Consider the following 13,970-nt stretch of genomic DNA (forward strand, 5'->3'; position numbering starts at 1 on the left):
ATGCGACTGTCCACTGTGGAAACCCGGGCCCGGTTCGCGGCGGCACGGGTGGCCCGGCTGGCCACAGTGGACAGTCGCGGGGTCCCGCATCTGGTGCCGGTGACGTTCGCGGTGCGCGAGGACACGGTGGTGTTCGCGGTCGACCACAAGCCGAAGACCACGACGTCGTTGCGGCGGCTGGCGAATATCGCGGAGAACCCGGTGGTGTCGTTCCTGGTCGACGAGTACGACGAGGACTGGTCGCGCTTGTGGTGGGCGCGCGCGGACGGGGTGGCGCGGGTGGTCGCCGATGCTTCGCGGGACTCGTACGTCGAATGGCTGGCCGCGAAGTATCCGCAGTACGCGGAACGGCCGCCGGAGCATGCGGTGGTGGTGACCGAGGTGCGGGCCTGGCGGGGCTGGGCGGGGTCGTAACGCTGGACCGGAGTCCGGCGATCTTTCTCCCGAATGGGGAGGATCATGCGTATTTCCGTCGCGGTGACCGGTCTTGTCCTGCTGGTCGCGGGCTGTGCCGCGGAAACCCCGGCAGCGCCTTCGGCGCCGAGTGCGGGCCCGCCGTCCAGTTCGGCGACCAGTTCTGCGCCGGTGTCCGCTTCGGCTTCGGCTGCTCCGGTCGCGAAAGACCTCACGAAGTATCTGCCGAGCGATGAGCAATTGTCCGCGGCCCGGGTCCGCATCCAGCAGCACCGGACGCGCGTCTCCCCCGGCACTTCGCTGCGCATCGTGCGGGCGTGCGGCGCGGACCAGCCGTGGGATTCCGCCGCGCAGAACGGGGTGCGGGCGGTGTCCGTGACCGACCAGATGCAGATCGACGAACTGCTCGCGGAGTACCGGGGTTTCTCCGGCGAGCAGGTCGTTTCCGGTCTCCGTACCGCGCTGGACTGCGGGAGCGCGGTGGTCGAAGGACGGCGGCTGGCGGTGAAGTCGCGGTTCTCGGTCGCCGGGGTCGCCGACCCGCACCTCGGTTTCTGCGGTCAGTTGAACGCGCGGGTGGCCGGGTGCGTCCTGGTGTTCGCGCACGGCAACCGCGTGCTCGCGCTCACCGCCGCCGGCTGGCTCGCGAGCGCCGAGGAACAGCAAGCCGAACTGAAGCGGCTGGCTCCGACCTTCACCGCCGCGTTCGACCAGGATTGACATGCGAAGACTCATCACGCTGCTGGGGCTCGTCCTGCTCGCCGGAGGCTGCGCGAGCACCCCTCCCCCGGCGTCGTCTTCCGCGGACGAGCTCACCCGATACCTGCCGGACGAGAAGCAGTTGAGCGAGGCGGGGGCCAAGCAGAAGCAGGCTCCGTCTTCCTTTGCCGTCAAGTGGATCACGCCGCTGCACGTCGTGGCGGCGTGCGAGGGCAAGCAGCCGTGGGAGTCCGCCTTGCGCAGCAACGTGCAGGCGACTGCCAGCGCCGGGGAGCTGGAGGTCTGGCAGCTGGCGGCGCAGTACGAGGGGTATTCCGGCGAGCAGATGGTCACCGTCCTCGAGGAGTCGCTGAGCTGCAGCAAGTACCCCGACCTGGCCACGCGGTTCTCCGTTTCCGGTCTCGCCGACCGGCACCTGGCGTTCTGCCGCCGGTTCCGGGAGCCGAGGCTGACCAGTTGCGTGCTGGTGCTCGGCCGCGGAGACCGGCTGCTCGCCGTCCGGACCGGCAGCAGCAGCGTCGCAGCGCCGGTGCTGCAGGCCAAGCTGAAGCAACTGGCCCCGATGTTCGCCGCGGCGTTCGACCGGGACTGACGATGGCGAAACGGCGCTACGTGGCGCGGGGCGTGCCCGGCGGGTACCAGGTCTGGGACAACCGGGCCCGCCGCTGGTGGGGCGAGGCGTTCCAGCGGTGCCCGGACGATCTGGTGGCCGCGCTCAACCGCCATGCGGACCACGCGACCGTCGCCGCGCTGGTCAACCGGTACCGGGCGCTCAAGCGCTGACCGGTGCTCGCGGGGTCGTCACGCGGAGCCGGGAGCTGGCGATCTTTCTTGGGACGCGGCCGCGCGGGACGGCGCGCAGGCGTACTCCACAAAGGACACTCTGTGGATCCGGCAGCGGCTCGCCGAGTACGCGGGCGATACCGGCGAGCAGGTCGTCTCCGCGCTGGACAAGGCGCTCGGCTGCGGGAAAACGGTGTCCGGGGACCACGATCTCGCGGTCGTGACCCGGTTCTCCTCGCACGGCAAAGGCCTGCCCGACGACGCCGAGCTCACGGTGAAGGCCCGGTCCCCGGCGCCGCTGATCCGCAGCTCGGGTTCTGCGGCCAGTTCGCGGACGCCGTCAGCGGGTCTGCGCCAGGTCGCCGAAATAGCCGGTCCGCCACAGGATCCTGGTGCGGACTTCGGTGATGCGCCAGCCTTTCCCGGTTTCTCGCAGGTCCGCGGTGACGACGCCGCCCGCGGTGAACGCGCGGTCCCCCATCCGCACGGTGACCGGGCGGTCTTTCCACAGGTGGATCGCCACGAGATTCGCCCGCACCTCGGCGGTGGCGCCGTCGAGGTCGACGTCGTGGCCGGTGAGCAGGTGCTGGCTCGCCTCGAAGCGGGCGAAGCTGCGGGCGTGGCTGTCCGCGATGTCGGCCGGTCCGGCGATTTCGGCGCCGCCCGGGCGCACGATCTTGCCGTCCGGCGCGAAGATGCGCTGGAAGCGCGGGGCGTCGAACTGCCGCTCGTCGACCGCGCGGTAGTAGCTGTTGAAGGTGCGGATGATGCGGGACGTGGCGAGCAAGGCGTCGAGTTCGTGTTCCTGCACCGGCTTCTCCCCTCGGGGTTCCGCTGTCATCGTCCCGCGCCGGCCGGTCGTGGCATCATGCTGTGACGGCGGTCGCACTCCCGGTGCGGGCCGGGCGGGGGGGCGTTTTGGGGTGTGCGATCGCGGTCGTCATCGTCGTGGTGCTGATCGCCGCGGCGGTCAACAGCGACGTCGACCACGCGGTGACCGGCGGGTTCAACGTCGTCGTCTGGATCGCGTTGATCGGCGGCGGGCTGTGGCTGGCGTCGAAGGCGTATGAAAAGAACAAGACGACGGTCGCGGCGAACGCCAAGTCCGCCAAGGACAAGACCCGCAGCGAGCGGTATTCGCGGGCGACCGAATGGCAGCGCGCGACCCGGGCGGCCAAGCTGCCCGACGCCCGGCCTCCGGGTCCGCTGAAGCTGTCGCTGGACGGCACGGTGCGCGAAGCCGTGTCCGATGCCGACAGTGCCCGGCGGGCGATCCGCGACGTGCTCGCGGCGATCCCGGTCCGCATCGCCGAGGAAGCCCGCGCCCGCGCGAAGGCGCTGCGCCCGCCGGTCGAGCGGCTGTGCGAACCGGGGCGCTATTTCCAGGAAGAGGAAGACTGGGGCCGCTACAACGTCTGGTGGGGGCCGGAGCGCACCGGCACCCGTCCGACCCGCGAGGTGGTCGCCCAGGTCAAGGACCTGCTCGGGTGGGCGGCCGCCCGGCGGAATCTGGTGTCGGACATCCATCCCGGAGCCGAGCGTCTGCTGGCGACGCTCACCGGCGCGCTGGCCCAGCGGTTCCGGGACAGCCTGCAGACCCGCTACGGGCGGGCCGACGACGGCGCGGGGATCGCGGTTCTGCCGCCCGGCGAATGGGAATCCCTTCTCGGCGACCTGCACGCCGCGCTCGTCGCGGTCGCGGACGGGCTGGCCGCGCTTCCCCGGCCCAAGCTGCTTCCGCTCATGCACCGGCCCAAGGAAGCGCGGTTCAAGGACCACGTGTCGGGCGAGGCGATGGAGCAGGACCTCCGGGAGTTCCTCGCGGACACCGCCAAGCTGCGGGAGCGGGCGCTCACCGGGTCGTGGCCCGCGAAGTTCCGCTCCGGCTGGCAGCTGGACGGCGGGGTGCTGGACGGGTTCGTGACCGAGGAGATCCGCCGCCGGCTGGCCAGGGGCACCGAGGGGTTCCCGTGGGTCGCGCAGTGGAACACCGGCCAGCTCAGCCACGGCGGCTTCGCCCGCGTCTACCTGGCTTACGTCACCATCGCTCTCGCCTATCTGACGGAGGTGCTCGGCAACATGGCCGACTACAAACGGGATTCCGCGCCGCAGTCCGGCCACCGCATCGAAATCGGCGGCGACGTGACGCACAGCAACTTCATTCTCAACAGCACGGTGCGGGACATCACGACCGTGCTGGCTCCGGTCGCCGGACGGGACGACCGGCTGGCCGAGGCGATCGAGGCGCTTTCGGCCGCGGTGCGCGAGGATCCGGATCTGCCGGAGGACGAGCGCGAGGAACTCCTCTACCACGTCAAGGACATCGCCGAGGCGGCTGCTGAACCCGGGGAGAAGCAGAAGCGCGGCCGGGCGAAGCTGGCGTTGAGCGCGGTGGCCGAGGCCGCCAAGAGCGGGGCGCAGCTCGCGCAGACCGTCACCGCCTGGCACGACGTGCTGAGCAAGATGTTCTGACACCGCGGGGTATCCCGGTCAGGGGCAGGCGGCGGGCTCGGCGGCGCGCCAGGATGGCCTGGTGAGCAACGGAAGCAACGAACTCGGCGGTTTCCTGCGCAGCCGTCGCGAGCGGTTGACGCCGGAGGCCGCGGGCATCGCGCCGGGCGGCACGCGGCGCGCGGTTCCCGGGTTGCGCCGGGAGGAATTGGCCGAGCTGGCCGGGGTCAGCGTCAGCTACTACACGCGGCTCGAGCAAGGGGCCAGCAGTAGTGCCTCGGACGCGGTGATCGACGCGCTGGCCGCGGCCTTGCGGATGAATCCGGCCGAGCACGAGCATCTGCGGGCGCTCGCGGCGCCGCGGCGGGCGGTTCGGCCGCGGTCCCGACGGACGAAGCTCAGGCCCGCGGTGCGGGATTTGCTCGCGGCGATGCCCGCCATGCCGGCTGTGGTGGTCGATCACCGGGCCGATGTGCTGGCGTGGAACCGGCTCGGGCACGCCCTGCTGGCCGGGCACGTCGCGTTCGACGCGCCGGACGAGCGGATCCGCCCGAACATCGCGCGGATGCTGTTCCTCGACCCGCATCATCGCGCGCTGTACCGGGATTGGGCGGACAAGGCGTCGGTGACCGTCGCGGCGCTGCACCAGGCGGTCGCGCGGCATCGGGACGATCCGGTGCTGGAACAGCTGGTCGGGCGGCTGGCGGTGGAGAGCCCGGAGTTCGCGCGGATGTGGGCGAAGCGGCCGGTCCGGACCTGCTCGTACTACGTGCGCGAACTCGACCATCCAGTGGTCGGACGTCTGACGCTCGCGAACGAGACGGTCACGCTGCCGGACGACGATCAGCAGCTCGGCCTGTTCTACGCGCTGCCGGGCGCCGCGGACGCCGACGCGCTCGCGTTGCTGGCCCGCAGCTGTGCGGAACCCTTGGCGAAGGAGAAGGTGCGATGAGAATTCTTGTGGTCGGCGGGGCCGGGACGATCGGAAAACGGCTGGTGCCGGAGCTGCGGTCGCGCGGGCACGACGTCGTGGTGGCCGGGCGGACGTCGGGCGAGGTGCGGGTCGATCTGGCCGAGCCGGAGACGATCGCGGCGATGTACCGCGAGGTCGGTGCGGTGGACGCGGTCGTGAGCATCGCCGCGCACGGCGCGTTGGACGAGTTCGCGAAGCTGACGTCGGCGGAGCTGCGCGAGAACATGCGGGCGAAGTTCTACGGGCAGGCCGAGCTGGTCCTGCAGGGGCAGCATCGCGCGGCGGACGGCGCTTCGTTCACGCTGACGTCCGGGATTTTCGCCGATGAGGCGTGGCCGCACGTCACCGGCGGCGGGGTGATCAGCGGGGCGCTGCACAGTTTCGTGCTGTCGGCGGCGATCGAGCTGCCGCGCGGGATGCGGGTCAACGCGGTGAGCCCGACGATGGTCGGCGATTCGGCGGACGAGTTCGGCGGGCATTTCCCGGGGATGCGCCCGGTGCCGATGGACGAACTGGTGCGGCACTACCTGGACTGCGTCGAAGGAGACCGCACGGGGACGGTCGTGCGGGCTTACGCTTGACCGCCTTCGGCAGGACTCTTACCTTTGACTCACCAGACATCGGATGTACTGCGCCGCCGGCCGATGTGCCCCTTTCGTTCCTGTTCGGAAAGGACACTCCGCGATGCCGGATTCCCGTGGTTTCCCGCGCCGTGCGGCGCTGCGCACGATGGCAGGTGCGGCGCTCGCCGTCCCGGCCCTGGCTGGTCCGCTGGCCCGGTTCGCCGCTGCCGCGAGTCCGTTGTGGCATCCCGATCCGGTGAAGGACGGGCTGAAGGCGTTCGAGGGCGTCGAGGCGGATCGGGGCGGTCTGCATCCGGACCGGAAGTACGTGGTGGTGGAGGGGAATCACTACCGGTTCACCATCTGGCGCGACGACCGGGACACCACGGGCGGCGGGGATCGGCAGCGGACCGAGACGAAGGGCATGGTGCAGAACGGTTCCGCGTTGAAGATGCGCGACGGCGAGACGTGGACGCTGTCCTACGAGATGTTCATTCCGGCGAGCCTGCACGGCACGAGCCGGTTCACGCACATCTTCCAGACCAAGACCCCGGCGACGAACGAGGGGCCGTGGGTGACGCTCGATCTGGTCCGGGACGGCGGCGTGGAGATGATTTCCGCTCGCGCGTACGCGAATCCGGGTTCGCCGTCGATCGCGGCGGCGAAGCTGGCTCCGTTGCGGGAGAAGTGGATCACGGTCGAGTGGACGCTCACTCCGGGCGACGCGGGGGCGGCGGCGTGCGTGATCCGCAGCGGCGCCGGTGCGGGTGCGCCGATCGCCGCGCAGGGTCGCCGGACCGGGGTGAAGCTGCCGGACCAGGGCGACTACGTGCGGCCGAAGTGGGGCATCTACCGTCCGGTCGAGAGCGATCCGGCGGACATTCTCGACACGTACCTGCTGTTCCGGAACTACCGCGCGAATCGCGCGTAGCCCTGGAGTGCGGTGGTCCCGGTGCGGGACCGGGACCACCGGCTCAGGAGGATTTGGCGGGGGGTTCCGGGAGGAATTCCTCGTCCTTGGGCTTCTTCCGCCAGGCGGCGACGAGGCCGAGCGGGTCGGGGCGCAGTAGGGACGCGGCGGCGTAGAGGCTGACCACGACGACGATGGCGATGAACCACCAGTCGTAGAGCGCCTGCTCGCCGGTCGGGTAGTACACGAGCGTCACGAACACCGAGATCGCCACGATCGCCGACAGGTTCCGCCGTTCCCACGGGAACGCGGAGATCAGCACGAAGCCCCAGGTGAGGTACCAGGGCAGGGTCGGCGGCATGAGGATCGCGACGGCGAGCAGGGTGATCGCGGCGCGGTAGACGGCTTCCTTGCCGCCGCCGCGGGCGAGCCACCACTGGCGGACGCCGAACACGACGAGGCCGACCATCGCGATGGCGCGGGCGACGGTGACGAACGGCGAGGGCTGGACGTTGGCGATGATGTGGACGAGGTTGTAGACGGCCTCGCCGATGCCGCTGGGGAAGTTCAGCCAGTTGGTGATGAGCTGCGGGGCCTTGAGGCCGGACCACCAGCCGAGGTTGAGCGAGCCGAGCGAGAGCCAGGTGCCGACGACGAACACCGGCAGGAACAGCCCGACGGACGCGGCCCCGGCCTTGAAGAAGTTCTTCGTCTTCGACGGGCCCTTCATGTCCGCGGCCCACATCCAGACCATGAACGGGAGCGCGACGGCGGCGGTCGGCTTGATCAGCATGCCGATGGTGACGAGCACGACCGCGACGACGTGCTTGCGCTCGAGCGCGGCGAGCATGCCGATGGTGAGGAAGCCGAGCATCATCAGGTCGTTGTGCGGGCCGCCGAAGAGGTGGATGACCATCATCGGGCTGGCGACCGCGACCCAGAGCGCGACCGGGAGCTTCCCGCCGAGGTGCTTGACCAGGCGGGGCAGCGCCCACAGCGTCATGCCGAGCCCGACGAGCAGCACGACCCGGGTGAGGATGACGCCGGCGATCATGTGGTCCTGGGTGATCGCGACGATGCCCTTGGAGATCAGCAGGAACAGCGGCCCGTACGGGGCGGGCGTGGTCTGCCACAGCGGGTGCACGTTCTGCACGACGTTCGGCAGCACCGGCAGTTCGGCGGGGCCGTTGGCGTACGGGTCGAGCCCGTAGAGCAGCTGCGCTCCCTGGCCGAGGTAGGAGAAGACGTCGCGGGTGAACAGCGGCGGCGACACGATCAGCGGCGCCATCCAGCACAGCGCGGCGATCAGGATCGGCTTGCTGCCGATGCGCCCGGCGAGCGCGTAGCGGCCGAGCCGCACCCACGCCCACACGACGAGGCCGAAGCCGCTGTAGAGCAGCGCGTTGGCGAGCGCCCGGCCGTGGCCGTAGCGGACCCACGAGAGCGGGCCGTGGCCGAGGACGGGGTCGCGGATGAGGATGCCGCCTGCGCCGAGCGCGGCGAGCATGAGGAGGGCGCTTCCGACCGTGCCCATCGCGATGGTCCGGTAGGGGAAGCGCGCGGGCGTCAGGAACTGCCGGTCTAGAGTGCCGGCGTTCGGCTGCGCGTCGTCGGTAGTAGTGGCCATTTCGATCCAGAAGATTACCGGGTGCAGTCGGCTGGGCCCGCACGGGCTCCGGGCGCGGCCGGTTCGGCGCGCGCCCGGGGCGGGGCCGCGGTCAGCGTTCGGCCGCGGTCCGCTGCGCGGTGCCCCCGGGGAGCGCCGCGAGCAGCGACTTCGTGTACTCGTGCCGCGGTTCGAGCAGGACTTGTTCGACGGTACCCGTCTCGACGAGTTCGCCGCGGTACATCACCGCGACCCGGTCGGCGATGTTCCAGGCCAGGCCGAGGTCGTGGGTGATGACCAGCGCGGAGAGGCCGAGCCGGCGGCGCAGCCGGAGCAGCAGCGCGAGGATCTCGCCGCGCACGGACGCGTCGAGCGAGGCCACCGGTTCGTCGGCGAGCAGCAGGGACGGTTCGAGCGCGAGGGCCCCGGCGATGACGACGCGCTGGCGCTGGCCGCCGGACAGTTCGTGCGGGAGCCGGTCGAGGTATTTCCCCGGCGGGCGCAGTTCGGCGGATTCGAGCGCTTGGAGCACGACGTCGCGTTCGTTCGGCAGGCCGTGGATGCGGGGGCCTTCGGCGACCGCCTCGTAGACCGTGTGGGCCGGGTTCAGCGCGCTGGTCGGGTCCTGGAGCACGAGCTGGACTTCCCGCCGGTACGCGCGCAGCCCGGCCCCGGACGAGGGCACCGGCTTGCCCGCGTAGCGGACCGTGCCGGAGTCGGCTTTCTGCAGGCCGAGCAGGGTGCGGGCGAGGGTGGTCTTGCCGGAGCCGGACTGGCCGACCAGCGCGACGATCTCGTCCCGGCGGACCTCCAGGTCCACCCCGTTGACCGCGTGGATCCGCTTGCCCTTGCGGTCGCGGAACGACACGTGCAGGTTCTCGGCGGCGAGCAGCGGCGCGTCGTCGGAGCCGGCGCGTTCCTCCGGTTCCGGCGGCAGCGGGGTCGCGGTGGCCGGGGCGTAGCGCGAGACCGGGTCGCCGACCGTCGGGAATGCCGCGGCGAGCGCTTTGCTGTGGTCGTGCTGCGGCGAGGCCATCAGCTCGGCGCTGGGCCGTTCCTCGACGAGTTCGCCGTCGTACATCACCGCGATGCGTTCGCAGGTGGCGGCGAGCACGGACAGGTCGTGGCTGATCATGATCAGCCCGATTCCGCGTTCGGCGACCAGTTTCGACAGCACGGACAGCACCTGGGCCTGCACGATGACGTCGAGCGCGGTGGTCGGCTCGTCGGCGATCACCAGCCGCGGTTCGCAGGCCAGCGCCATCGCGATCATCACGCGCTGTTTCTGGCCGCCGGACAGTTCGTGCGGGTACGCGCCCGCCCGCGAGCGCGGCAGGTCGACCTGTCCGAGCAGTTCGGTGACGCGGGCCTGCACCTGTGCTTCGGAGGGGGTTTTGCCCTCGGGTGCGTGCAGCCGGATCGGTTCGGCGATCTGCTCGCCGACGCGGCGGACCGGGTTGAGCGCGTGCATCGCGCCCTGGAACACGACCGACGCCTCGGCCCAGCGGACCGTGCGCAGCCGTCCCCAGCGCATGTCGTTGACGTTCTCGCCGTCGAGCAGGATCTCGCCGGTGATCTTCGCGCTGCGCGGCAGGAGCCGGAGCACGCTCATCGCGACGGTGGATTTGCCGGAGCCGGACTCCCCCGCGACGCCGAGCGTGCCGCCCGCGTCGAGGGTCAGGTCGACGCCGCGGACCGCGGGGACGTCGCCGCCGCCGGTGCGGTAGGTGACGCCGAGGTTTTTCAGTTCGAGCAGCGCGGTCACGAGTGCCGTCCTTTGAGCCGCGGGTTCAGCACGGTTTCCAGCCCGCGGCCGACGAGGGTGAACATCAGCACGACGAGCACGATCGCGATGCCCGGCGGGAGCAGGTTCCACCAGGCGCCGCGGGTGACCGCGCCGTTGTTGAGGGCGGTTTCGAGCATCGCGCCCCAGGAGATCGAGGTAGGGTCGCCGACGCCGAGGAACGAGAGGGTGGCGTCGGCGATGACCGCGTTGCCGACCACGAGGGTGGTGTTGGCGAGCACGAGCGGGGCGACGCCGGGCAGCACGTGCTTGGCGATCACGTGCAGGTGGCCGCCGCCGAGCGCGCGGGCGCGTTCGATGTAGGGGCGGCTTTCGATGGTGAGCGTCTGGGCGCGGACCAGCCGCGCGGTGCTCGGCCATGCGGTGACGCCGATGGCGAGCACGATCGTCCAGATCCCGCGCGGGAGCACGGCCGACAGCGCGATCGCCAGCACCAGCGACGGCAGCACCAGGAAGAAGTCGGTGAACCGCAGCAGGACCGCCGACACCCAGCCGCCGAAGTGCGCGGCGGTGATGCCGATCAGGGTGCCGATGAACACGCTGAGCACGGTCGCGCAGAACCCGACGAGCAGCGAGATCCTGGTGCCCCACAACGTCATCAGCAGCACGGAGCGGCCGTCGATGTCGGTGCCGAGCCAGAATTCGCCGTCCGGCGGGCTGAGCGGTTTTCCGGTGACGCGGGTGACGTCGAGCCCGCTGGGGTCGCTGATCAGCGGCAGCGCGACGGCGAGCAGCACGGTGAGCGCGAGCAGGAAAAGCCCGGTGAGCGCGGCTTTCTGGGTGGCGAACTCGTGCCAGGTGCGGGCGATTCCGGCGCGGCGGCGGCGCCACGCGATCGCGCGGGCGCTTTCGGCGGCGGGCGAGGCGGTGGTCATGCGGCACGCACCCTCGGGTCGAGCACGCGGTAGAGCAGCTCCGCGAACAGGTTCATCAGGACGACGGCGCTGGCGAGGACGATGAAAACCCCTTGCAGCACCGGCAGGTCCGGGCCGTGCAGCGCGTCGTAGGTGAGCTGGCCGAGTCCGGGCCAGCTGAACACCGCTTCCACGGTGACCGCGCCGGCGACCACCATGCCGAACTGCATGAAGATCAGCGTCACGGTGGGCAGCAGCGCGTTCGGGACCGCGTGCCGCCGCCGGACGAGGTCGTCGCGGAGGCCTTTCGCGCGGGCGGTGGTGAGGTAGTCGGCGTTCATTTCGCCGAGCAGCGACGAGCGCATCACCAGCATGTACTGCGCGTAGAACACCGCGAGCAGCGTCAGGCACGGCAGGATCAGGTGGTGCAGCACGTCGAGGCTCTGGGCGAAGAAGCCGGGTCCGGCGTCGGGCGAATGCATGCCGCGGCTGGGGAACAGGCCGTTGGTGGCGACGAGCAGCAGCAGGCCGAGCCAGAACTGCGGGACCGACCAGAGCGTCAGCGCGATCCCGGTCTGCGCGCGGTCGAAGAAGCTGTCGCGCTTCCACGCCGCGCGGATACCGAGCCACAGCCCGAGCGCGACGGCCAGGATCGTCGCGCTGCCGACGAGCAGCACGGTCGGCCACAGCCGTTCGCCGATCATGTCCAGCACCGGGCGGCGTTCGATGTAGGACTCGCCGAAGTCGCCCTGGAAGAGGCCGGCGAAGTAGTTCCCGAACTGCGCGAGGATCGGCTTGTCGATGCCGAGCCGTTCGCGCAGTTCGGCGATCTGGCCGGGGTCGGTGGGCCGTTCGCGGGCCATGAACGCGACCGGGTCGCCGGGCAGCAGGCGGAAGAGGAAGAACCCGAGGACGATCACCAGGAAGACGCTGGCGACCGCCTCGGCGATCTTGGTCAGGACGAACCGGAGGGTCCCGGTCCCGCCGCGGTGCTCGTCGGGGTCGGCGAGCACCGCGGCCTGGTCGGGCGCGAGGGTTTGGCTCACGGTCTGCTACTCCCGGTCGTCGGCGGACTTGCCGCGGCGGGACAGCGCGATGCCGCCGCCCACGAGCACGACGAGCAGCACCGCGCCGACGACGATCCACACCGTCGTGCCGGAGCCGCTGTCTGACGAGGCGGCCGACGCGTCGGCCGGGACCGCGCCGTACACGCCCCAGTAGGCGGTCTGCTCGAGGATCGAGCCCTCGGGCTGCGGCTGCTTGCCGAAGGAGGAGAACTTGTCGGAGCGGTAGGCCTCGAGGGCGTCGTCGTAGTCGTAGACGACGTTCACAGCCTGGCTGTAGAGCCGCGCCTGGGCCTGCTTGACGTAGCCGGCGCGGACGGCCGGGTCGGTTTCGGCGAGCTGCTTGGCGTAGAGCGCGTCGTACTGCGGGTCGCAGAAGAACGTGTCGGTGGTGCCGCCCTTGCCTTCCGCGTTCGGCCGTGCGGCGCAGGTGTGCAGGGCCAGCGAGTAGTCCGGGTCCGGGTTGTTCGCGTAGCCGGAGATCGCGAGGTCGTAGTTGCCCGCGTTGGTGCGGTCGTTGAGCTCGTCGTCGGAGACGAGTTCCTGCTTCACCGAGATGCCGATGTCGTGCAGCCAGCCGGTGATGTACTGGGCGAGGCGCTGGTCCTGGGCGCGGTTCGCGTGTCCGGTGAGGCGCAGTTCGAGGCGCGCGCCGCCGGGCGCGGTGCGGATGCCGTCCTGGCCCTTCGGGTAGCCGGCCGCGTCGAGCGCGGCGTTGGCGGCGGCGAGGTCGAACTTGCGCGCCTCCCCCGGCGCCGGGTCCCAGTGGTAGGCCGAGTAGATCGGCGGGACCACGCCGCCGCCGGGCTGGGCGTAGCCGCCCGCGACCTTGTCCACGATGGTCTTGATGTCGATCGACTGCGCGATCGCCTGGCGCAGCCGGATGTCCTTGAGCACCGGGTTTCCGTTGCCGATCGGCTTGTTCTCGGAGTTCTCGGCGCCTGGGTTGAGGTTGATCTCGTTGTAGCGGCGGCCGGGCGCCTTGTTCAGCGCGATGTTCGGCTGGCCCTTGAGCGCGTCGAACTGGGTCGGGGTGAGCCGGTTGATCACGTCGACCTCGCCCTGTTTGAGGGCGTTCACCGCGGCCTCGACGTCCTTGAACACCAGCAGCTGCAGTTCGTCGACCTTCGGCGCGCCGCGCCAGTAGTTCTTGTTGGCCTTGAACTTGACGTATTCGTTCTGCTTGTACTCGGTGATCTGGTAGGGCCCGTCGTCGACGCCGACGACCGGGATCGTGTCGGTCTTCGGGTCGCTCAGGTCCTTGATCTGCGACCACACGTGCTCGGGCACGATCGGGACGTCGAGCAGCGTCATCGACGACTGGACGGTCTTGGTCTTGATCACCAGCGTGGTGTCGTCCGGCGCCTTCACCGACTCGAAGCTCGCGACGTAGTTGCCGTTCGCGGTGCGCGCGGTGGAGTCGGTGAGCATCCGGTTGAAGGTGAACGCGGCGTCCTTCGCGGTGACCGGCTGCCCGTCGGACCACTTGGCGCCCTTGCGGATCTTGAACGTCCAGGTCAGCTTGTCCGGCGAGGTCGTCCACGATTCGGCGAGCGCCGGGGAGGCCTCGGCCTTGTCCTGCGACGGGATCGTCAGGAACTCGTAGATGAACCGGCCGACCTGGGTCGACGCGGCGAGCCCGGCGGTGAACGGGTTCAAGTGGTCGATACCAGTGGTCAGCGCGACCCGCAGCACCTTCGGCTGGGCCTGCTGTGGTGCCGCCTGTGCTGCCGCCGTCCCTGCCAGCGGCAGAATCGCCAGCGTTCCCGCCATCACGACACCGAAAACGCGGCGCAACCCGTGCCGCCCGTGCTTATTTCGCACTTGA

14 protein-coding genes are annotated in these 13,970 nt (G+C 70.6%); 8 read left to right on the top strand and 6 right to left on the bottom strand.

Annotated features, from left to right (window positions below):
- Genes EIZ44_RS28080 through EIZ44_RS28095 form a run of 4 tightly spaced genes read left to right on the top strand, consistent with a single transcriptional unit; the run spans nucleotide 1 to nucleotide 1,917 of the window.
- On the top strand, nucleotides 1-414 hold the full coding sequence (locus EIZ44_RS28080; RefSeq protein WP_037805980.1) for a TIGR03668 family PPOX class F420-dependent oxidoreductase: 414 nt from the start codon (nucleotides 1-3) through the stop codon (nucleotides 412-414).
- Between the two features lie 45 nt (nucleotides 415-459).
- Entirely contained in the window at nucleotides 460-1,134 is a 675-nt protein-coding gene (locus tag EIZ44_RS28085; RefSeq protein ID WP_134732242.1) for a hypothetical protein, read from the top strand.
- Nucleotide 1,135: 1 nt separating this feature from the next.
- Nucleotides 1,136-1,726 carry a hypothetical protein gene (locus EIZ44_RS28090; protein ID WP_134661481.1) on the top strand — a complete coding sequence of 197 codons (591 nt, stop codon included), beginning with the start codon at nucleotides 1,136-1,138 and terminating at the stop codon, nucleotides 1,724-1,726.
- A gap of 2 nt (nucleotides 1,727-1,728) precedes the next feature.
- A complete protein-coding gene (locus EIZ44_RS28095) occupies nucleotides 1,729-1,917 on the top strand; it encodes a hypothetical protein (RefSeq protein ID WP_134732244.1) in 189 nt (62 codons plus the stop codon).
- Nucleotides 1,918-2,257: 340 nt separating this feature from the next.
- Here EIZ44_RS28095 and EIZ44_RS28100 read toward each other — a convergent pair whose 3' ends face one another.
- Nucleotides 2,258-2,728 (bottom strand): nuclear transport factor 2 family protein, encoded by a 471-nt coding sequence (locus EIZ44_RS28100; RefSeq protein ID WP_167754298.1) that lies wholly within the window; start codon nucleotides 2,726-2,728, stop codon nucleotides 2,258-2,260.
- 107 nt (nucleotides 2,729-2,835) lie between these two features.
- Between EIZ44_RS28100 and EIZ44_RS28105 the strand changes: the two genes are divergently transcribed.
- The 4 genes from EIZ44_RS28105 (at nucleotide 2,836) to EIZ44_RS28120 (ending at nucleotide 6,835) form a co-directional block, all read left to right on the top strand.
- Nucleotides 2,836-4,389 (top strand): serine/threonine-protein kinase, encoded by a 1,554-nt coding sequence (locus EIZ44_RS28105; protein ID WP_134732248.1) that lies wholly within the window; start codon nucleotides 2,836-2,838, stop codon nucleotides 4,387-4,389.
- Between the two features lie 61 nt (nucleotides 4,390-4,450).
- Entirely contained in the window at nucleotides 4,451-5,320 is an 870-nt protein-coding gene (locus EIZ44_RS28110) for a helix-turn-helix domain-containing protein (RefSeq protein ID WP_134732250.1), read from the top strand.
- Nucleotides 5,317-5,922: a short chain dehydrogenase gene (locus EIZ44_RS28115; protein ID WP_134732252.1), complete on the top strand. Its 606-nt coding sequence runs from the start codon at nucleotides 5,317-5,319 to the stop codon at nucleotides 5,920-5,922. The genes EIZ44_RS28110 and EIZ44_RS28115 overlap by 4 nt, the downstream gene beginning before the upstream one ends.
- A gap of 103 nt (nucleotides 5,923-6,025) precedes the next feature.
- On the top strand, nucleotides 6,026-6,835 hold the full coding sequence (locus EIZ44_RS28120) for a hypothetical protein (RefSeq protein ID WP_134732254.1): 810 nt from the start codon (nucleotides 6,026-6,028) through the stop codon (nucleotides 6,833-6,835).
- 43 nt (nucleotides 6,836-6,878) lie between these two features.
- Here the strand turns inward: EIZ44_RS28120 and mptB are convergent, their stop codons facing one another.
- The 5 genes from mptB to EIZ44_RS28145 form a co-directional block, all read right to left on the bottom strand.
- Nucleotides 6,879-8,441: a polyprenol phosphomannose-dependent alpha 1,6 mannosyltransferase MptB gene (gene mptB / locus EIZ44_RS28125; RefSeq protein WP_134732256.1), complete on the bottom strand. Its 1,563-nt coding sequence runs from the start codon at nucleotides 8,439-8,441 to the stop codon at nucleotides 6,879-6,881.
- Nucleotides 8,442-8,532: 91 nt separating this feature from the next.
- On the bottom strand, nucleotides 8,533-10,185 hold the full coding sequence (gene nikE / locus EIZ44_RS28130) for a nickel ABC transporter ATP-binding protein NikE (RefSeq protein ID WP_134732258.1): 1,653 nt from the start codon (nucleotides 10,183-10,185) through the stop codon (nucleotides 8,533-8,535).
- Nucleotides 10,182-11,099: an ABC transporter permease gene (locus EIZ44_RS28135; RefSeq protein ID WP_134732260.1), complete on the bottom strand. Its 918-nt coding sequence runs from the start codon at nucleotides 11,097-11,099 to the stop codon at nucleotides 10,182-10,184. The genes nikE and EIZ44_RS28135 overlap by 4 nt, the downstream gene beginning before the upstream one ends.
- Nucleotides 11,096-12,124 (bottom strand): ABC transporter permease, encoded by a 1,029-nt coding sequence (locus tag EIZ44_RS28140; protein WP_037805958.1) that lies wholly within the window; start codon nucleotides 12,122-12,124, stop codon nucleotides 11,096-11,098. The genes EIZ44_RS28135 and EIZ44_RS28140 overlap by 4 nt, the downstream gene beginning before the upstream one ends.
- A gap of 6 nt (nucleotides 12,125-12,130) precedes the next feature.
- The gene (locus tag EIZ44_RS28145; protein ID WP_240691434.1) at nucleotides 12,131-13,915 is read right to left on the bottom strand and encodes an ABC transporter substrate-binding protein; all 1,785 of its coding nucleotides are present in this window, start codon (nucleotides 13,913-13,915) and stop codon (nucleotides 12,131-12,133) included.
- Nucleotides 13,916-13,970 lie beyond the last annotated feature (55 nt).

Source organism: Amycolatopsis nivea (assembly GCF_004522235.1).
Taxonomy (GTDB): domain Bacteria; phylum Actinomycetota; class Actinomycetes; order Mycobacteriales; family Pseudonocardiaceae; genus Amycolatopsis; species Amycolatopsis nivea.

Coding starts and splice junctions, on each gene's coding strand:
- EIZ44_RS28090 (WP_134661481.1), top strand. CDS start 1,136: ATGCGAAGACTCATCACGCTGCTGGGGCTCGTCCTGCTCGCCGGAGGC.
- EIZ44_RS28120 (WP_134732254.1), top strand. CDS start 6,026: ATGCCGGATTCCCGTGGTTTCCCGCGCCGTGCGGCGCTGCGCACGATG.
- EIZ44_RS28115 (WP_134732252.1), top strand. CDS start 5,317: ATGAGAATTCTTGTGGTCGGCGGGGCCGGGACGATCGGAAAACGGCTG.
- EIZ44_RS28135 (WP_134732260.1), bottom strand. CDS start 11,099: ATGACCACCGCCTCGCCCGCCGCCGAAAGCGCCCGCGCGATCGCGTGG.
- EIZ44_RS28085 (WP_134732242.1), top strand. CDS start 460: ATGCGTATTTCCGTCGCGGTGACCGGTCTTGTCCTGCTGGTCGCGGGC.
- EIZ44_RS28095 (WP_134732244.1), top strand. CDS start 1,729: ATGGCGAAACGGCGCTACGTGGCGCGGGGCGTGCCCGGCGGGTACCAG.
- mptB (WP_134732256.1), bottom strand. CDS start 8,441: ATGGCCACTACTACCGACGACGCGCAGCCGAACGCCGGCACTCTAGAC.
- EIZ44_RS28080 (WP_037805980.1), top strand. CDS start 1: ATGCGACTGTCCACTGTGGAAACCCGGGCCCGGTTCGCGGCGGCACGG.
- EIZ44_RS28145 (WP_240691434.1), bottom strand. CDS start 13,915: ATGGCGGGAACGCTGGCGATTCTGCCGCTGGCAGGGACGGCGGCAGCA.